The sequence below is a fragment of the Fulvivirga ulvae genome (genome assembly GCF_021389975.1).
GTDB lineage: Bacteria > Bacteroidota > Bacteroidia > Cytophagales > Cyclobacteriaceae > Fulvivirga > Fulvivirga ulvae.
Genome location: NZ_CP089981.1, coordinates 1760396 through 1782438 on the forward strand (window position 1 = coordinate 1760396; position 22043 = coordinate 1782438).

General features: G+C 41.1%; 4 protein-coding genes. All 4 read right to left on the minus strand.

The annotated features are described in order from the left end of the window. Positions 1 to 12: 12 nt before the first annotated feature. Positions 13 to 7944: a non-ribosomal peptide synthetase gene (locus LVD17_RS07290; protein ID WP_233765777.1), complete on the minus strand. Its 7932-nt coding sequence runs from the start codon at positions 7942 to 7944 to the stop codon at positions 13 to 15. Between the two features lie 39 nt (positions 7945 to 7983). Beyond that, complete coding sequence (locus LVD17_RS07295) at positions 7984 to 8919, minus strand: cupin-like domain-containing protein (RefSeq protein ID WP_233765778.1); 936 nt, start codon at positions 8917 to 8919, stop codon at positions 7984 to 7986. A 78-nt stretch (positions 8920 to 8997) separates the two neighbouring features. Beyond that, positions 8998 to 9936, minus strand: a complete 939-nt coding sequence (locus tag LVD17_RS07300; protein WP_233765781.1) for a cupin-like domain-containing protein — start codon at positions 9934 to 9936, stop codon at positions 8998 to 9000. Position 9937: 1 nt separating this feature from the next. Beyond that, positions 9938 to 22042 carry a non-ribosomal peptide synthetase/type I polyketide synthase gene (locus tag LVD17_RS07305; protein ID WP_233765783.1) on the minus strand — a complete coding sequence of 4035 codons (12105 nt, stop codon included), beginning with the start codon at positions 22040 to 22042 and terminating at the stop codon, positions 9938 to 9940. Between the last annotated feature and the right edge of the window lies 1 nt (position 22043).

The window sequence follows — 22043 nt, forward strand, 5'->3', positions numbered from 1 at the left end:
AATACTGATCAACTAGGCAACAGTTGCTTCAGTATTGATTTCGCTAATAGGCATTGTAGAGTCCCTAAGGGTTTCATTCACTAGTTTCAGGTATTGGTCGGCCAATGCCTCAAGCACCTCTTTTTCAAACAGCTGAGACTGACCTATAAAGAATAGTTCCAATACCTCTTGCCTCGGTTGTGCCTCTATTTTAAAAGCATAGTCAGAGACTGTGTCTTGTGACAGTTTTAATGGCTTGAATGAAAGCTCTCCGACTTTTGATTCTTCAGTATAATAGTTGATGAATGTAAATTGTGTATTGGTCAGTCTTCCTCCTTCTATTTCGGTTTTTTCATTCAATTCACCTAGTAAATCATCATACTGATAGTCCTGATTATCAAAACTATCAAGAACGTTGGTCTTAATAGTTTCTACAAAAGAGCTGAAACTTGTTTCCGGGTCTATATTAACCTTTAATGGGAGAACATTAATAAAGGTCCCCACCACTTTGAAAAGCTCTTGTTTACTTCTACCCAAAGCATCTGTTTCAATAATGATGGTTCTCTCTCCCGATACTTTGTGAAGCAATAGAAAATAAACTGAAAGCAAATACATAAATTCGGAAACCTCAGCTTTTGCACAGAACGATTTCATACTGCTATACTGATTTTTATCCAGAACCCGATCAAAAATCATAGCACTGTTATCCGAATCAACAGGTATTGAGTTATTTGCAGTAAATCCTAGCTGGGGAATATTTCCGCCCAGTTTTTCCAGCCAAAAAGCTCTTTGCTGCTGCAGTTGTTCCTTACGATCTTTCTGCCATTGCGCATAATCTACATAGCGAACGGGAGGCGCTTCTACCGAAAGTCCCTGATATAACTTCATAAAGTCCGTCATGAGTGTATTCAATGCCACTCCGTCGCAGATAATATGGTGAATGTCGATGAGCAAAAAACTCTTCTCCTGACCTAACATTAGATTGAATCTTAGTAACACCCCCTGCTCCAAGTCAAAAGGCTTTACAAATGCATAAAAGGCCTCAAACATGTTATACCCAGAACTTAAGTTATTTACCTCTAATGATATACGTGGCTCCTGCCTGATGTATTGCTGCACCACGCCATCCTCATCCAGCTCAAAGTTAGTCCTTAGCCCGTCGTGTAGCAGAGTAAGTTCGGTTAGGGCTTTTTCAACTTTTACTGCGTCTATATCTCCTTCAATTTCATACGCCATCGGAATGTTGAACAGTGTACTGTCAAAATTCATCAGAGAATGAAAAAACAGTCTTTGCTGGGCTGAAGAGACCGGGTAAAACTCTCTGACACCACAATGAGGGATCTTATCACTATCTTCCCCTTTCTTACCTTCAATAAGTAGTGCCAGACTTTGCAACACACTGTGATTAAAAATAGACCTTAAGCTTAATTTGACTCCGAAAACATTCTGAATTTCTCCCATTAGGTAAACAGCCATAATGGAATGCCCTCCAAGAACAAAGAAATCATCCTGTTTACTTATATTTTCTTCTTCATGTTGGAGAAGTTTGCTGAAGATCTTTCTTAATGCTTTTTCAGCTTCAGTCAAAACTCCCTGATCTGAAGTATCTCTACTAAATGCATCTTGAGCTGTGGGTAATTTTTTCCGATTTACTTTTCCATTTTCAGTTACCGGGATTTCATCCAGGCGGAAATAAAAGCTTGGCAGCATATAAGCCGGAAGCTCCTGCAACAGAAATTCATTTAAATTTGCCTGGTCTATTTGGTTCTCTGAGACATAGTATGCACAAATATATTTATCATACTTACTTCTTGCACTGGCATGTACTATCACTTGCCTTATATCCGGATGCTGCTGCAGCCTTCTTTCAATCTCGCCTAACTCTACACGGTATCCCCTGATTTTTACCTGAGAATCCTCCCTCCCCATAAACTCCAGGTTTCCATCAGGATACCAACGTGCCATATCACCTGTATGATAAAGCTTTTCTCCTTTGTAAAAAGGACTATCTATAAACCGGGAAGCACTTAGCTCCGGCTCATTGAAGTAACAGGTTGCCAGACAATCGCCACCAATATACAAATGGCCCTTTACTCCGATAGGGCATAGATTTAAATCTTTATCCAGCACCAGATAGCGGGCATTTTGGATCGGTTTTCCATAAGGTATACTACTCCACTCTGGCAAAACTTTTTCTACTTCAAAGTAGTTAGACCAAATAGTAGCTTCGGTAGCACCCCCTAATCCTATGAAACGGTAATCGCTAAACAGAGACTTCATTTTAACCGGCATGGATAGAGGTATCCAGTCACCACTTGAAAAGGAAAGCCTTAGTTTGCTTTTTTGGAGATCCTCCTTAGGCATAACTTCAAAAAATGGTATTAACTGCTGCAGCATGGCAGGTGCCGAGTCCCAAAAGGTTACTCCTTCTGAAACCACTATGGATGCAAGCAGCTCTGGTGAGGCCAACTCTTCTTCATTGGCAATTCGTACGGTTGCTCCTTTGGCCAGACCTCCGAAAAGGTCGTATACAGAGAGATCAAAACTCACCGAACTTACCATAAAGATCACGTCATTTTGGTTGATGTTGTAAGTATTATTCACCCATTCGATCAGGTTAATCGCAGGGTGATGTTTTACAGCAACACCTTTAGGGTTTCCTGTTGATCCGGAGGTAAAGATTACATAGGCCAGATGATCACTGGTGGTAGTGCCGACAAGGTTCTCCGTGGCATAATGTGTGAAATCAATTTCATTCTCCTTGCCCTGATTGAGCTGGGTACCCTGAAAACCCTGCTTGGCATCGGGGTTTTCCAAAATGGTTTCAAGGCAAACTATCTCCTGATCGTCCAAATATCGTTCCCTAAACTCCTGCTGATCGGTAATTAAGATCCGGGATGCTACCGTATTTATTATAGTTGCTTTGCGATTCCATGGAAGATATGGTTCAACCGGAATATACTTTCCTCCACTTTTAAGTATCGCCAGCAAAGCAATAACCAGCTCTATGTCTCTTTTCATCACTACTGTGACAGCATCTTCGGCTTCAACTCCCAAATCCCTGAGGTAGTTTGCCATTTGGTTGGAACGTTCATTTAGCCATTTATATGAATATGATTGTCCATTAATAATGATTGCAGTGTGATCTGGTATATTACAAACCTGCTCTTCAAAAAGCTCATGCATAAGCTTTTTGTTACTATATGGCAGGGAGGTATCATTAAATTGATAAAGGATCTGCTCTCTCTCATTGTTTGTCAATATCTCAATTTGCGAAAGGCGCTTATCAGGATTATCCACAAAGTTATTGAGTACTATTTCGAGGTGACTCCCTGCACTGCTAATGGTATCGTCATCAAAAACACCGGCATCATAATTAAGACAGATATCGAGCCCGTCATCCGGGGTAATGATCATCCAAAAATCGAAACTGGTCCTTCCTATAGATTTAACATTGGTGATACTGAAACTCTCTTCCTGCGTATCATCTTGCTCAACAGGAAGATTTTGAAAGGCCATAACGTGATTGAAAAGCCCACTTTTCAATTCGGAAAGGTTTTGTATATCAGACAACGGAAGATGAAGGTGGTCCATCCCTTCCATTGCCTTTTGTTGATTTTTGCGCAGCAGTGTGGTAATAGTATCCTCTGTTTCATACCGGACGCGTACAGGAATTGTGTTGATAAAAACTCCTATAATATGCTCAACATCCTCAATCTCTTCAGGCCTGCCAGCCACAACAGAACCAAAGACTGCATCGGAGGTATTGGTGTACTTTGCCAGTACAATACCCCAAGCTGTTTGTATGATGGTATTAACAGATACTCCTGTGTGAGAAGATAGCTGCTGTATCCGATTCATACGGTCATGGTTTATACGCACATGGTGTTCTTTATAATGCTGTTGCCCATGCACAACCCCAGCTTTTTGAGGCAATCCGGCAGTGTTTTCATATCCTTTCAGATAGCTCTTCCAGTAAACAGAGGCATCCTCTCCGTTGAAGTCTTTAAGCCAATCAATAAAGACCTTGTAAGGAGTCGCCCTTTGAAGTTCCGGCATTTCCCCATGAATGGCTGCATGATAAAAAGCCTTAAATTCCTTTACTATCATGGCCATACACCACCCATCAATGAGTATATGGTGATAACTCCAGACTAACTGATATCTAGAGTCGGTACTTTTTATCATGGTCAGTCGCATAAGGCTGTCCGAAGACAGGTCAAAACCCCGGCTCTCATCATCTTCAAGAAAACTCTCGAATTTAGTAGCTATGTCTTTTTGTTGAATGTCCTGGCTCCAATCCAAAAATGAAAAATCCGGTTCCTTATGTTTTACAACTACTTGTACAGGTTTATTTAATCCCTCATGGACAAAAAGGGTTCGCAATGCAGTATGTCTGGCTACTACCTTAGAAAATGCTAAAGCAGTTTTCTCTACATTGATGTCACCTTCTAGACTAAACTTAACCTGAGAAAAATAGTTAGAGCTACTCTCAATCAGCAATGAGTGGAATAACATCCCTTCTTGCATTGGTGAAAGTGGGTATATATCTTCTATCTCATATTGCTTCTGTAAGGCTGAAATTTTTGCCAATGCCCGTGTATTCAGGTTTTTCAGTCCCTCTCTCTTTAGAATTTGCTCTAATGAAAGCTCAATACCTTCATCTCCATATGTAGAAGGTTTATCTATGGTTGTAATGGCAATCTTTCCTTCCAATTCAGAAGCAAATTCCCTTATAGTTTGCCACTTAAAAACATCCCTGACTTTAAAATGAAACCCTTGTTTTCTCAAAAGGGCTACAATCCGTATAGATTTTATAGAATCACCCCCTAGAGAAAAGAAATTATCTGTTGCCCCGATTTTTTTAATATGAAGTGCCTCTTTCCAAATATCAGCCAACAATTTCTCAGCAGAAGATACTGGTGCTTCGTAGTTATTCGCTTCATTCACCCTCGGCGCAGGTAGCTGCTTTCTGTCAACTTTACCACTGGTGTTTAGAGGGAAAGTTTCCAAATACACCATTGCCGTTGGAATCATATAATCGGGCAGATGTGTCTTCAGGTAGTTACGAAGTTTGTTTTCATCAACAGCAATATAAGTAGTATAGTATGCTGTTAAAAACTGGAGACTTCCCTTTTTATATAACATTACATAGGCTTCTTTTACGCCTTCGTACTGCAACATTCTGGTTTCAATCTCTCCCAGTTCAACCCTGATCCCTCTAATTTTTATTTGATTATCTATACGTCCTAAAAACCGGATATTACCATCCAGAAGCCATTTTGCAAGGTCTCCTGTCCGGTAAATACGCTCTCCTGGTTTTTCTGGGTTTTCAATAAATTTGATGTTCGTCATGTCAGGGTCATTGAGATATTCTCTGGCTAACCCGATACCGGCTACACATAACTCACCGGGAACCATTTCCGGGCACAGGTGCATTTCATGGTCAAAAATATAGACCTTCCTGTTCGTTATTGGTTTCCCTATGTTAGAGGCATCTACCTTCTTCCCTACTTTTCCGCATGTAATTCCTACGGTAACCTCAGATGGCCCATAGGTCTGGTAAACATCACAATACTTCACAATGTTACTTATGTGAGAGTCTACCAAGGCATCTCCACCAACAATAATGAACCTTACACTGCTTAAGTCCTCAGCATATTCATTGAGTTCATTCAATATCAATGGAGAGGTATTAAGAATGGTAGCCTTTTTTTCCTTTATAGCCTTAATGAGTGCAAATATATCTTTCCCTTTATCAGGCATGATCCGAAGCGAGGCTCCACTGATTAGCGTAGGGAATATTTCTTCTACAGAGGTGTCAAATGCAAGCGATGCCTGCTGGATTGCACTGTCTGCTGAAGTAATTTCAAAGCTGTCACGTGTGCTCAAAGCAAAGTCAAGCAATGATCTATGTTCGATCAAAATACCCTTTGGCTCTCCAGTGGAACCTGAGGTATAAATACAATAAGCAAGATGGTCTGGTCTGATCTCCACTCCCGGATTCTCTGAACTCTCCTTGTTCAGTGTTTCCTTCAAGCTATTAAGATCCACTAATCGGGACGGCGCTATATCAATTGTAAATGCATCAGAATTGGTAATTACTGCCCGAGCTTCTGAGTTGTTTATGATTGCCTCCATCCTTCCCGGGTTAAGTTCCGGGTCAATAGGGGTATACCCTGCTCCGGCTTTTTGTATAGCCAATAGAGGTACTACCATATCAATATCCCTTTCGAGACATACCGCAACTATATCATCAGGTTGTAGTTCAAAATTACGTTTCAGGAAATGAGCCAGACGATTAGATCTTTCATTCAGTTCCTGATAAGTTATCCCCTGATCTTCACACAAAACCGCCATAGCCTCGGGTCGAACAACTGCAATTTCTTCAATCATCTTTACCACATTGGTATCAGGCAGGGCAGTTTCTTCAGGGTTATTGGTGAAGAGGTTCTGCTTATCCTTATCATTCAGGAGTTCCACCTCATCCATAGAGATGCCGGAAAGTAATTGGCTTATCAGGTGTTCAAAATATCGTCCATATTGCTCCATGGTCTCCAGCCTGAAAAGAGTTTTATCGTATTCAAACTGAAAACCCACATTATCTTCCTGATCCTGTATGTGTAATGACAGGTCAAATTTGGTATCTATTTCATTTTCAATGTCCGGCTCAAGAGCAATGCCCTCAAGTCGGGCTTCCGATTGTCTGTAGTTCTGGTAGTTAAGCATTACATTGAACCATGTTCCCCGGTTTTCGGACCGCTGGAGATTGAGTTGATTGGCCAGGGATTCAAAATTCACATGTTGATGCTCCAGAAAATCAAGAAACGAAAGATTTACCCGGGATAAAAACCGGGGAAAATCCGATGGCTCATCTGACTCGTAGCTGTGTATGACCGGTAATGTTTTTACAAACATCCCGATCACCTCTTCCATCTCCAGATGTTCTCGCCCTGAAGTAGTAACCCCAACTACTATATCCTTATCACCTGTAAGTTTTCTCAGAAACAGATTGAATGCAGCAAGAAAGAAGGTAAACCTGGATATCCTATGATCTTTACAATACAAGGTAATTGTTTCGATCATAGCTTCATTGAATGAAAATGAATGAACTCCACCGTTTTTGCCAGAATGAGTCGGACTGAAATCATAAGGAAGATTTACCTGCGTACTGCGATTCCTGAACAACTCCAACCAGAATTTCTCGTTCTTCAGGCTAATTTGCATTACTTCCTCGCTATTCTCCCATTCACTATAGTCAACAAAACGATGTATGGGAGGAATCATGCTCTCCCCCATATAATGTTTCATCACATGATCGATAATAATTTTTTCTGAGGTCCCGTCGCTAATAATATGATGGGTATCAATCATTAAATAATGCTCTGTGTCCGAATGCTTAATAATTCCCACTCTTAGCAGTGGAGGCCGATTGAGTACAAATGGTCTCACAAAGGATTTTCGAATAGCTTCTATATCTTCCTTCTTCCCTTCAAATTTTTCTATCATGAAATTGCCTTCAGCATGAATCTGCTGTAAAGGGCTTCCCTCCTTCTCAACAAATGAAGTTCTAAGGATATCATGGGTCGAAATCAATTGCTTAAAAGCAAGCTCCAGTTTAGCTACGTCCAATATTCCTTTTACAAAAAAATATTTGGGCATATTGAATGCAGTAGACTCCGGGTTTATCTCCTGAAGTATATAAAGCCCCCGTTGAGCATCAGATAAGGGGTAGAATGTTTTCTCTTCGGCCTTTTTAATGCCACCTCCATTATCTGCCGAGCTTTGAATAGATTCGTAGAAGTCTATGATAGCCGTTTTGCGTTCTTTAATGGCCTGAATAACTGTCGGGTCTGGCTCATACCCCTTATCCACAACCAGCTTCAGTCCGCCCTCCTGAAAAGAAAGATCTATCTGATGCTTATCCCTAAGGTTATTTATAAATTCAAGTATTTCGTTATTCATCGATCGTTTTGTTTTGCTGCTTAGAGTAGATTCAGGTCATTAATATCCCCTATTCAACCCTATGCGATACAGAAGGAACATGGTAAATGCATAAGACCCTAAAAAAGGGATGAGTAGCGTATACCTGTTAACCGGTATGATAAGTTCTCTGTAAAGTTTGCGTGTAAAATAATTTCCGAGGTCACCTAACTTGTGCCATGGACTGCCCCAGCAGTAAGCCAATGTCACTCCGGCATTCATATCCACGGGTACCACGGCATGAAACCACTGCGGAGGAATATAAAGAGCGTCACCTTCCCTCACTTCCACTATATAAGATTCAAACTTTAAGAATGAATCAAGTTCTTTCCCCTCCAGTTGTCTTTCATTCTCAAGGAAGTCGATAGTCCTCTCCCTGTCAGGCAGATCACTGGACAGTAGCATAACCTTCTTGGCTCCTACGACTTGTGTCATAAGTGTTTCGTCAGCCTTGTGGTAGTGCCATGCGGTTGATGCTCCACGATACAGGAAAAATCTCTTCTCTGAATAGTTTCTGGGCTTGGGTGGATTTGGTAAAAATGTAAAGCCAGCAATATCAGCATTTAAAGGTTGATAATAACTGCTTGGGTTTATTTCTTCTGCTGGAATACTAAGGATAGAAGTTCCTTTGCTAAAGATCTCATCTACAGCTGCATGAAAGCCTTTTTTTTCTCTCCCTGAGTTCTGTCTTTCACTGTCATTGAAATTTCTGTGTTTGGAAACATAAAGGTCAAAGTTTTTTATAGAAGATTTCCAAAAGTCTGTTTTGCTCCATTTTTCCGAAGCCGGCCAATGTTTACAAGCTCCGCGAATTACACACGGGTTGTTTTTGTTCACCCATTGCTCGTAAAAAGTTTTCTGGCTAAGGTCTGCTGCATTGACTTCTGTAACTTCCCTGGAGTTCTCTAATCCAGGAATCACTGAAAAGAGTTCTTGTTCTAAGTCTGTGGAAAGCATAGCTCGGATATTTGATGGTTATAAACTTGTGTAGTATTTAAAATTAAAGTAATCGGGACGCTGTCTGAATATTCAGGGTTACTTAAAGAGTTTGTGTAAATAGTATGCAGAAACTGAATAGCAGAAAATAAGTGGCATCAAAAAAGTGTAAAGTCCTACCGGCCATATAACCTGCCTATACATACGGCGAACCAAATAATTCGATACCTCTCCATATTTTCTAAGATGGTTTGCCCAGCAATAGGCTATAGTAACCCCAACATCACTTTGCGTAGGGACAACTGCATGAAACCAGTTAATAGGTATATAAAGTGCATCTCCCTCCTTTACACTAACTACAAATGATTCAAACTTAAGGTTAGGATCAAGGTTTTCCCCAAAAGTATATCTCTCATCGTTTAGAAAGTTCGTTACATAATTGGCTTTTGGCAACTTAGCAGAAACCAGGGCTACATCTTTATCCCCATTAACCTGACACATCAGCGTTTCATCACAATCATGATAGTGCCAGCCTGTAGAAGCATTCTTATATAGAAAAAAGCGACATGCAGGAAACCCACGAGGTCTTTCCGGGTCTGGCAAAAATTTAAAACCCTTCATATCATCCAATAGCTTCGGATAAGCCGAATTTTCGGAAATCACCTCCGAGGGAATACTCCACACATGATCATCTGATGAGGTGAAAAGCATCTCCATGGCTTCCCTGAAGGGTACACGTTTGGTGTGCTCTACTTGTCGTTCTCGTTTGTTATAGTTACGGTTTGGGTTAATATCAATATGATAGTCAGGTGAGGTCACTGATTGCCAGTACTCCTTGCTCTTCCATTTGTCTACTGCCGGCCAGTGTTTCACAGCCCCTCTTATAATACATGGGTAGTTCTTATCCACCCAATTCTTTTTGAACTCTTCAGGGCTCAGGCTCTCCGCATCAAATTCTGTTAATGTCCCCGCATTTTCAATTCCCGGAATTGCTCCGAAAATGTCCCGTTTTACTTCATTCAAATACATATTATTCATTTTATATGCTTATTACTTCTTTTGTTTCTGAATTGGCGACATTTTGAAATGCACTTAGGTACGATCTTAAATTCCTAACAGTAAGCTCTTTGAAAAGGTATTTTAAGGGGATCTCAACGCCAAATTCCCGCTTAAGAGAGCTTCGTAGAGTCATCAGTTTAATCGAATGGCCTCCGAGTTCAAAGAAATCCGTGGTAACGCTGATACTCTCCTTTGGCAGCTCCAACAAGGATGACCATAGGGCTACCAGTCTATCTTCAATTTCATCTTCAGGGCTAACATAATCCTTTGCCAATATGTTAAATTCAGGTAGCTCTGCCTTGTTTAATTTACCATTGCGAGTCAATGGCAGAGCTTCCATATGCACGTAAAATTCAGGAATCATATATTCAGGCAGGAAGCTTTTCAGGTGGCTTTTCAAAAGAGTAATTTCAAAAGTCTGGTCTGAAACATAGTAAGCTACAAGATATTGCTCCTGACCTCGCTGGCGCAGGAGCACCACAGATTCCCGAATACTTTCGTGGTTATCAAGGATGTTGGATATCTCCCCAAGTTCAATCCGGTATCCGCGTAATTTCACCTGATCATCGATACGCCCCAGATATTCCAAATTCCCATTGGGCAGCCATCGAGCCAAATCTCCTGTCTTGTATAATTTACCGTGTCGGCCAAAACGGTTCTTCACAAATCTCTCAGTAGTGAGTTGTGGCTTGTTTAAATATCCTTCTGCAACCTGTACTCCCCCTATGCACAACTCGCCTATACTTCCCTGAGGCAGCAGTCTGTCGTAAATATCAACAATATAAATATCTGTATTGGGCACAGGTTTGCCTATACTTACTATCTTATCTTCATAATCTCTTAGATTTATAGCCGTCACATCAATTGACGCCTCTGTAGGACCATAGTAGTTTCGTAGATTTATATGAGGGAATAAAGCCTTAAACTGACTTAGTGTACTTGACTTTAAAGCTTCGCCGCTACAAATAACTTCCTGAAGAGTAGTGAAATGTCCAGCCTGCTCTTCCGTGATACCTGACAGGAATACTGACAGCATTGAGGGAACAAAATGTATAACATTCACGCCGTCATTCTTTATTAATTCATATAGGTATTCCTGATCTTTGTGCCCCTGAGGTCTGGCAATACTCATAGTGCTACCTGTAATTAGTGGCAAGAATAATTCCCAGACTGAAACATCAAATACCACAGGTGTTTTTTGTAAGAACACATTACCATTTTGAATATTCAGGTCATCCTGCATCCATAATAATCTATTCATCATACCGCGGTGAGTATTCATTACACCTTTCGGTTTACCTGTAGACCCGGAGGTATAGATGATATAAGCTACAGCATCTGCATCCACTTCTAGTCCCGGGTTTTTGTCACACTTCGAATCTGCATTATTCCTGAGAGGGTCAATAACAGTGAGGTTTCCAAGTTTTGCAAAACGTTCCTGATTCTGCTTCGATACCAGTGCAACAGATGCGTCTATCTCTTGCAATATGATATCTATCCTCGAGTCGGGGAAAGTTTCATCAAGAGGAACATACACTCCGCCAGACTTCAAAATGGCCAGAATAGAAATAATTAACTCAAAAGAGCGATCTATACAAACCGGAACCTTTGCCCCCTTTCCTACAGTAGCAAGCAGTATATTGGCAAGTACATTGGCCTGTTCATTTAATGCTTTATAAGTAAGCTCCTCTCCTTCAAATCGTAGTGCAACAGCGTTGGGTATATGAGCAACTTGTTCCTCAAAACGTCCTATTATCGACTTATCAAGATCATACCTGACTTCAACTCCACGGGATAATTCGAGTACATGTTGTAATTCGGCTTCATCCAACAGGTTTACCTCACTTATCTTTTGAGAAGGACGATCCATTGATAGCATTAAAATTCTCAAAAAATGATCTCTAAGAGCTTCAAGGCTTTCCTTTCTGAATTTTGACGGATCATATGTAAACTTAAACTCAAGCTCATCCGCAGGAAGTACTGTTAGTGCGAAATCGTAGTTCGTTTCCTCAAAAACTGCAGGATCCTTCAATTCGAAACCCGTTTGATCATCGGAATGCACACTGGTCTGGAAAGGGTAATTTTCAAACACGACCAAATGATCTAGTTGAAATCCGTTACCAACCTGAGTTTGTATATCGGCTAATTGCACATAGTGATGGTCAGTGGACTGTATAAAAAATTGTTGGTTTCTATGTATTACATCTGAAAATGTATCGCTTTCGTCATAAAAGACACGTACAGGAACAGTATTAATGAAAAGTCCTACCATTTGCTCTACTCCTGGTACTTCCGAGGGCCTTCCTGATACCACTGAGCCAAAAACCAGGTCATTTGTGTTTTGCATCAGTCCAAGGCTTATCCCCCACAAAGTTTGAATAAAGTTACTTTCGGTAACTCCGGTCTGGCCACATACTTGTCTCAATTGAGCCGTCTTTTTCTTATCAAGCGTAAAATTAATATTTTGTTTTTGATAAGGCCTTTCTTGTTGACTAACCGGGTTTTCTACTTTTCCTGGTACTTCCGTATTTGACCCAAGACCACTAAGATAGTCTGACCAGAAGTGTAGAGATTTTGTAGTATCTCTTCTACTCAACCATCGCAGATATGAATCATACGCGGATATTTCCGGAATACCAGGTTCATGCCCATGGATCAAAGCCTTGTAGATGTCCAGAAACTCATTTACAATAAGCCCCATACACCACCCATCCATAATAATGTGGTGATGACTCCAAAGTATATGATATTCACTCTCTCCTGTATGAAATACACTGATGCGGAAAAGAGCACCGTTATCCAGCCTGAATTTATTCCTGGCGTCTTTTCTCCTATATTCATCCAACAAAGCAGTTTTGTCCCCTGTTGCACAAATATCTCGAAGGTCGTAATAGGTTACCGGGATTTCGCCATTTGCCAACACCACCTGAACAGGATCTGAAGCCACATCTTCTAAAAAGATACTGCGAAGTACAGGATGCCTTTTCATAACGAGTGCAAAACTTTCCTCTAAAATGGTCATATCCAAGCCCCCTTGGAGCCGGCAAGTCGTCTGTTGAAAGTAACTGTTTAATTCAGGCTCCATTACCCAATGAAAGTGCATCCCCTTTTGTAAAGGAGTTAATGGGTAGACATCTTCCAGTTCAAAATCCGCCTCAAGCTTTCTAAGTGTTGCCTGATCGAGTGTTTGATATACCAGGTCTGAAGGACTTAAGGTCCTGGCTTTTCTTTCTGTACAATATGAAGAAATCGATTCGAGCCAATTGCAGAAGGAACAAAGAAAATCTACAGCCGCGTCCTCACCCAAAGACGAGGGATCTGAGATCAATGAAAGTTCAAGGCAACCATCAACTACTATAGCAGAAATATCAAGGTCATAGAATCTTCGGGAATGAGCATCAGTATCAAAAGAATCTGTTTGAGGTAGTATCTGGAAATGATTGGTCTGACTAACTGTATCAAATTGCCCAAGGTAGTTAAAGCTTATCCGGCTTACACCGGTCTGCCTGAGAGACCCTTCAATATATTTCCCTAAAAGATAATCTATACCTTCATTTGGCACGGCACGGAGCGACTCCTTGGTTTTCTGAATACTTTCAGCCAGTGTTTCTTCCTTTCCCTCTAATACTACCGGATAAAATGTGGTAAACCACCCTATAGTATCCTGTACATTACAGTCTATTACCGGACTTCTTCCATGATTCTCAAGATCAACCGTCAAGGAATCTATGTTAAAAATTTCCTGAATAGCCAACTTTAATGCTGTAAGTAACAGATCGTTTATTCTTGTATTAAAAGGTTTGTTAGCTTCTGTAAGTAAAACTTCTGTAGAGCTGACATCCATTTTGCGGGTTACTGTCATCCTGTCCCCAAACAGTTTCTTCCCTGAAGTATAACCGAAATTTTGGTCGGCATCTGCATGATCTTGTTCAAACTTCTTCCAGTAACTTATACCATCGCGGTACGTGCTTTTTCCCATGTATTCCTGCAAGCGATGAACCCAGGCTTGATATGAAGCCGTCTTTGGTGGCAGGTTGAGTTCCGTCCCTGCCTCATATTGATGAATTAAGGTTTCCAGGTCATTAAATAATATTCTCCAGGAGACACCATCAATCAGAAGGTGATGTGCCGTAAAAAACAGTTGACATTCCGTATTCAGGTGAAACAATACAGCGCGAAACAATAACCCTTTTCCAAAATGAAGAGAACTTTGTGTCTGTTGAATAATTTCCCTGATCTTCTTATGGGGCTCATCCTTCGCTCGCAAATCATGTTCCTGTATCTTAGGAGTATCTGCATCTGAAGCGATATATTGTTTCGGGAGCTGACCTTCAACGTCAAACTGTACTTTCAGTATATCATGCCTTGCTATCAATACCTGAAATAATTTATCAAGCATATCCGCCTTGGTACCTTGCGGAAACCCTAGCATCACAGATTGATTAAAATGTTCCTTATTGACATATTCACTGGAAAAGAACCATGTCTGTATTGGACTTAAAGGTATCTCCCCTACGATATCACCCTGCTCACCCAGAGATTCACCATAAGTAATATGTCTGGCGAGTTCAGCTATTGTTTGATGGATAAAAATATCTTTGATACCTACATTATACCCCTGTTGTCTAAGTTTTGAGCTAATTTGAATGGACTTAATGGAATCTCCTCCGATCATAAAAAAATTATCCCTGATTCCAATTTTTTGCTTTTGAAGTACTTCCGTCCAAACAGATTCCAGAAGAAGCTCTTCGGTGGTTACAGCTTCTTCAAAGGGAATCTGTTGTTCAATTTTATGCGTTTTTAACTTGGCTCTGTCTATTTTACCATTAACGGTAATAGGTATACGTTCCAGGCGAACATAAGTATCAGGAACCATATAGGCCGGAAGCTTTTCCAAAGCGGCATTCTGCAAAGCCGTAGCCATATCCTGTTCACTGCCTGAAGTATAAAAAGCTGCCAGGTTTTTATTAACGACTTCAACTACGACCTGTTGTACTCCCGTTTGCTGCAGGATATTTTCGATTTCCTCCAGTTCGATACGATACCCTCTCACCTTTACCTGAGTATCTTTTCTGCCTTTGAAAATTATATTTCCATCTGACAATCTTATGGCAAGGTCTCCTGTACGGTACAGCCGTTCTCCAGACTCAAATGGGTTCGGAACAAAGCTGGAAGCTGTAATTTCTTTTTTATTAAGGTATCCTCTCGATAACCCTGGCCCTGAAATGCAGAGCTCACCAACAACGCCCGTGGGTTGCAGGCTAAGGTCCTCGGAAAGTACATACAATTTCATATTGCCTACCGGTTTACCTATTGGCACTATCCGAGGAATCTCCCCCGTATACATGGAGGCACAAACGCTGGCTTCTGTAGGGCCATATGAATTATAATATCTCCCACGTTTTGAAAATTCTACAGCCTGCTCGTAAGGAGCCTCTTCTCCACCCGTAATAAGTGTTTTGAGACTCTGAATTTCAGAGAGATCAAGCATCTTAACATAAGCCGGCGGAAGTGAAGCAATTGTAATCTTGTGTTCCTGAAGGAAATTGGTAAAACTGGCTACATCTTTTTTCTCAGCATCGCTCACTATATGGAGTGTAGCTCCACTTAGGAGGGTGTTAAAGATGTCCCACATAGAAACGTCAAATGACTGGTTGGCAAACTGCAAACTTTGATCCGTCTCTTTAATTACCCCATCTGCAATTTGTGAACATACTGTATTGATAATGCTGCGGTGTTCAATCATAACACCTTTTGGCTGGCCAGTTGACCCGGACGTATAGATAATATAGGCCAGGGTTGAAGACGGAAAAACCGGAACATCAAAATCTCCTGACATTTTTCGGCCCCTGGTTTTAAATACCTCAAGAACATCTTGGTCTATCACTAGACGGCATGCACTATCCTGTTTTATATATAAAATCCTCTCTTCAGGAAAATCAGGATCTATGGGGATATAAGTTGCTCCCAGTTTAAGAATTGCCAATAAGGCTGCAATAAGCCATTCATCACGTTCAATCATAACTCCCAGCATATCTTCCACCCCTATGTTGTACTCATACTTTAAGAAGAGCGCCAGTTGATTTGAAAGTTCATCGAGTTCGCCGTACGAAAGTTCTGCATTTCTTGTAACAACCGCAGCTTTATCTGGCACCCGAATTACCTGCTTTTTGAAGAGTACCGGCAAAGTTTTGTCCAGTGGTAAGTCTATTTTTGAATCATTCCATGTATAAAGTAGCTGGTTTCTTTCAGCTTCACTTAGGATAGGAATATCCGAAATCGTAATCTCATTGTACTGCGTAACTGCCTTGAAAATGTTTTTGAAGTAAATCGCAAACCTTGAAATAGTATCCTCTTTAAATAGTTCTGGCGCGTAGATAAAGTTACAACTTAAAGAATCTTTACGCTCCAGTACGGAAAGTGTCAGGTTAAAACGTGATACAATATGGGCACTTTGCTCATTAATAAATATCTCCTCTGGTGAAGTGTCAACCTGTCCTTCTCTTCCATCACGATAAACCAGTATGCAGTCAAACAGCGGATTGTTGCGTCCCGGGTCTCTCTCTAACTGCAATGTATCTATTAAGTCCTCCAAAGGATAATCCTGATTCTCGATACAGGCCAAGGTATTCTCAGTTATCTTCCTGAGGTAATCGTTAAAACTACCTCCTGCATCAATCTGGTTACGTATGGCCAATGTACGCACAAACATACCAATGACCTTTTCCAGCTCGGTATCGGGTCGACCTGTTATAGGGGTGCCTATTACTATATCTTTCTGGTTTGAAAGGCGACCTAGTAATAAAGTATAACAGGCCATTAGCAAATTGAAACAGCTACCTGCACCTGCAATTGTTTTATAAAAAGTATCGGTCTTGGGTATTTCGAAAGTAAGCAGAGCACCCTCGTCACCAATAGTGGAATTCCTGTCAAAGTCTGTTGGAAGCTCCATTGGTATTATTCCTTCGCTGAATTTATCGAGCCAGAATACTTTTTGCTTTTCAAGCCTTTCTTTATACTGTTTGGAGTGCTGCCACTCCGCATAATCTTTATACGCAAGGTCGGAGTCTGCAACCTGACTACCCTTATATAATGTAATCAGTTCATTGAACAATATCTCCTTGGATGCTCCATCCACCACAATGTGGTGAGTATCAAGTAAAACATACTGTACTTCTCCTGTATTTATAACCCCCGCTCTTAGTAAAGGTGCTTCACTGAGATCAAAGGGTTTAACAAATTTTTCAACCGCTATTTGTAAATCGCCCTGGAATTCCAAAGTTTCTATCGGTATATCCCATGAATCTATAATTTCCTGATAGATGACACCTTCTACATTGCTGAATTGTGTTCTCAGACTTTCCTGGTGCTTTACCAATTCGTTCAGTGCGCTTTGAAATTTATCAATATCAACACTTTCTGTGGCCCTTAATATGAAAGTTTCGTTATACGCAATACTCTGCGGGTTAAAAGATTGCAGAAAATAAAGCCTCAACTGTTCTGATGAAGTATGGTACAAGAGTTTTTCCTCACTCTTCTCAATCAGCCCTGTACGATTATCAGGTGACGACAATGTCTTTAAACTTTCGGCAAGTTCTTTAACCGTAGGATTTTTGTAAATATCACTAATCGACAATAAAACTCCCAATTGCTTATTGATGCGGGCAACCAATGACATCGCCTTTAAAGAATCTCCACCCAATTCAAAAAAGTCATCTTTTGCAGAAACCTGTTTTCCAAAAAAAGCTTCATAAACTTCGGTAAGGGCCTCTATTGGGTCTTTTTCAGTAGACAGCGGTCTTATTTCCTCTCCACTTGCAGTAGCTCTGGTTTTCAAATATTGCTTTCTACTATTTTCAAGGGCTTTGCTGATATCTCCTTTGTAAATGGTAAAAGCAGAATATGGTTGTGTTATGCAATGGTAAAATACTGCTACACCTTCCTGTGGGCTTATACCATGAACTATCTGTGCATTTATATCTTCAGAATTGGTCGTATCTAATGTTTTACTGTTCACCTTGTACGACATCCCTACATCGAACCAGTCACACCAGTTAATGGCAAGTGCTTTAATTCCGTATTTTTCACGGAGGTATGGAGCATAGTGTTCTACAAATTCATTTGAGGCATTATAGGCTACCTGGCCAAATTTAATATGGTACAGGACATTACCAATTGATGAGAACAATACTACCAGATTAATTTTGCTAATATCAAGGTATTGCTCAAATAACAACAGACCATGTACTTTGGATTGCAATGGCAAGATCATATCTTCCATATCTCTATTCCTGATAATACCTCCATGATCCACCTCTCCTGCAGCCCAAATAAGACCGTCCAAGTCGGAATAGTCCTCCATCAGCCATCCACAAAACTGTTTCACGGCTTCTTCATCTGATACATCCAGTTGATAAAGCTTAACCTTTGCTCCAAATGACTCCATTTCCTGAAGTTCCTTTATTTTGGTTTTCAGATCATCATCGTCAGAAGAGGCCAATACCTGATCCCATTGCTCTCTCTCCGGGAAGGGGGATCGATGGGTAAGTATTAAATTAGCCTGATGATTTATGGCCAGACTCCTTGAAACAGAAAGGCCCATACCTCCAAAGCCACCGATCACCAAATAAGCTCCGCCTTCACAAATCGGTGTTTCTCCAGCTGAGACCTCCGATGAGGGTATAGACTCCAAAAATGGCTTCCACTGCTGCATCCAGCGGTATGCCGTAAGTGGGGATGAACCAAAATCTTCAGCCTGTAACTGTTTGATCAATTGGTCACGATAAAGTAAAGCTTCTTCTTTTGATGAAAATGGATATGGCAAATCAACAACCTCCACCAAAAGATTCGGAAGTTCCGAGGGCGCAATTTTAGCTACAGAAAGTAACATAGCCTTTAAAGGGTCTACGCTCTCACCAGGAACTACGCGTGCAATATGGTTTGTGAAAATCGTCAGTTTGACTTCTTCCCGGATAGTTGAATGCGCTAGAGATTTAACTATCATGGCAAGTCCAACATACCCCATGGACAGTTCTCGGCGAATTCCTTCGTATTCAACTATAGGTGCTTTTCCTTTTAATGAGGTATGATACAGTATATGGTGCGGAGGTCCATAGGTCTCTTGTACTGACTTCCAAAGGATGCTTAACATATCCGCATCAGAATAGTTAATGGTATAGCTTTCTGCTGCCCGCTTCTCAAATGCATCTCCATAACTCACTGCAACTACCCGATGACCTTGCTCGCGCAATTGATTTATGATAAGCTCGCTATAAGTCTCTTCTCCACAAAACACCAAATAATTAAACTTCTGCCGGATATCTCCGGGCTTAGAAAACTCCATATTCCGGGCTTGCTTCCAATTGGTGCGGTACAGATACTCTGTCGTATCATTGGTCTCCTCAGCTGCCAATCCTGCAAAACCATTACTCAGCAGCCGTTCCAGATTAAAATTGGTGGTAAATATGTTCTTTTCAAATGCATAAGTGGGTAACGCCAATCGCCTTCTTTTGCCTTCTTCACCAAAAAGCATCTCCCAGTCCACCGAAACGCCATATTCCCAGAATTTCCCAATACGCTCCAGCAAATACTTTTGATCATTAACTTCCTGTTTTCTGTGTTTTACCAGGTTGATAGTTTTGTGCTGTTCTTCTCTTGCAAAAATTGCCTCGGCATAGTTTGTTAGTGTTCTCCCAGGCCCAACTTCAATAAAAATACTTTCCCTCATTTGCCCTAGCGTCCACAGTCCTTTTTCAAACTGCACTGTTGATCTCAGGTGCGAACTCCAATATTTAGGATCATTGCTCATCTCGGGAGTTATCAAATCACCGCTTACATTAGATACAAACGGAATCGATGGGAGGCCGAAGTTTACATTGCTAAACTCAGATTCGAATATGTCTAAAACTTCATCCATCAAAGACGAATGGAAAGCTTTGGAGGTCTTCACCCGCTTTGTTTCAAAGCCCAGAGCAATAAAATGTTGATTTATAGCATCAATCTCTTTGGTACCCCCCGCCAAAACGAATGAGTTAGTTGTATTAATTACGGCTATTTCAATACCCGGAAATGCAGACATCTCCTGTTTTAAAAGTTCTTCCTGAACACCTTCAACACTCAACATACCTCCATCAGCACATTGGCTCATTAAATGGCCCCGTTTCACAACCAACCGAATGGCATCTTCAAGATCAAAAACACCGGATACGCAAGCTGCCACATACTCTCCAATACTATGACCTATCATATAATCAGGCTTTATACCCCATGACATTATAAGCTTGGCCAGAGCATATTCCACACTGAACAAAATCGGTTGTGTATATTGTGTCTGATGAATTTTTCCCTCCGAATCATCAGAAAATAAAATATTCGCAAAATTCAGACCTGCAATAGACTCAGCCACTTTCAGACAGGAATCAAGCGTATGCCTAAATAACGGTTCGGATGAATATAAACCTTTACACATACTGAAATATTGCGCCCCTTGTCCTGAGAACATAAATACAGTCTGACGCAACGTGTCTCCTGCAATATTGAATGTTTCAACATCCTGAAGTTGTTTCACAGCTTCATCAACACGCTCCACTACAAGGGTTTTACGTAGCTTCATGGCTTTTCTTCCTGTTAACAGGGTATAGCTCACATCGGCCAGGTTGATCCCGGGGGTGATCTTAAGTTTGTCGGCCAGACGGTCGCAATTGCTTTGCAAAGAATGTTCTGTCTCTGCCGAAACTGATAGCAGGTAATACGGCCTTCTTCCTGCCGGGCTTGCCCCGACAACAGGTGCTTCTTCCAACACTATGTGTGCGTTGGTTCCACCGATGCCAAAAGAGCTTACACCGGCCCTGAGTACTCCAGCCGACGGTTTCCAGTCCTGTAGTGTATCGTTGACATAAAACCCGGCAGACTCCATATCGATCAAGGGATTGGATTCTTTAAAATTTAATGTAGGCGGTAATTGTCTGTTTTTAATACATAAAATGGTCTTTATGAGCCCTGCGACTCCTGCTGCGGAATCCAAGTGCCCAATATTGGATTTCAAGGCACCCAGGATCAACGGGTTATTCTTTCGGGCACCAAAGGCATAGGATAGTGCCTGTACTTCTACCGGGTCCCCCAACTCTGTCGCCGTGCCGTGGGTTTCAATATAACTAATACTTTGAGCGTCAACTCTGGCCAAACGCTGAGCCCGTAAAATAGCATCAGCCTGACCTTTTACGCTGGGGGCTGTAAACCCTACTTTATTATCTCCATCATTATTAATAGCCGATCCTTTTATGATCGCATGAATATTATCATTGTCCTCAATGGCTTGTTTCAGCTTCTTCAGTACAACAACTCCAACGCCTTCTCCTCCTACTGTTCCATTGGCATCTTTATCAAATGGACGACACTTCCCATCTGCAGAATGGATCATTCCTTTCTGATACCGATATCCTTTATGTGAATAGTGTTTAATATTAACACCACCTGCCAGAGCCATATCACATTCTCCCAAAAGCAGGCTACTACACGCTTCATGAACAGCCACAAGAGATGAAGAACAAGCGGTCTGAATAAAGACAGCCGGGCCCTTTAGGTTTAAATTATATGCAATTCTTGAACTTAAAAATGTGATATCCCGCAAATGTGAGCTGGTAAAACCATCGATCAACCCCTCTCTATTCTTCACTTCTGCATTCAATATCCACGGGGTGTTGACAGAACCTGTTGAGAACACCCCCACTTTTTTATTCATTCTTCCAATATTACCATAGCCACAATCTTCCATTGCTTCCCAGCTACATTCATGAAAGGCTCGGATTTGCGGATCCATAAGCTCAGCTTCATCTGGAAGATACCCAAAAAATGCGGCATCAAAACTATCCTTATTTTCCAGATATGCATTGGCTTTCACATAATCAGGCCGAGCAATTTCTTCTCTGCTCTCTCCTTCCTGAAGAAGGTCTTTATCATCAAGCTCTTTTATACCACTAACTCCGGATTTTAGATTTTCCCAAAATGTGGCAATATTATCCGACCCTGGAAACCTCCCGCTTATACCTACTATTGCGATTTCCAGGCCTGTATATTTTTCACTCATA

Excerpts from the sequence above, each read along its gene's own strand:
- LVD17_RS07290 (WP_233765777.1), bottom strand. The coding sequence starts at position 7,944 with ATGAATAACGAAATACTTGAATTTATAAATAACCTTAGGGATAAGCAT.
- LVD17_RS07295 (WP_233765778.1), bottom strand. The coding sequence starts at position 8,919 with ATGCTTTCCACAGACTTAGAACAAGAACTCTTTTCAGTGATTCCTGGA.
- LVD17_RS07300 (WP_233765781.1), bottom strand. The coding sequence starts at position 9,936 with ATGAATAATATGTATTTGAATGAAGTAAAACGGGACATTTTCGGAGCA.
- LVD17_RS07305 (WP_233765783.1), bottom strand. The coding sequence starts at position 22,042 with ATGAGTGAAAAATATACAGGCCTGGAAATCGCAATAGTAGGTATAAGC.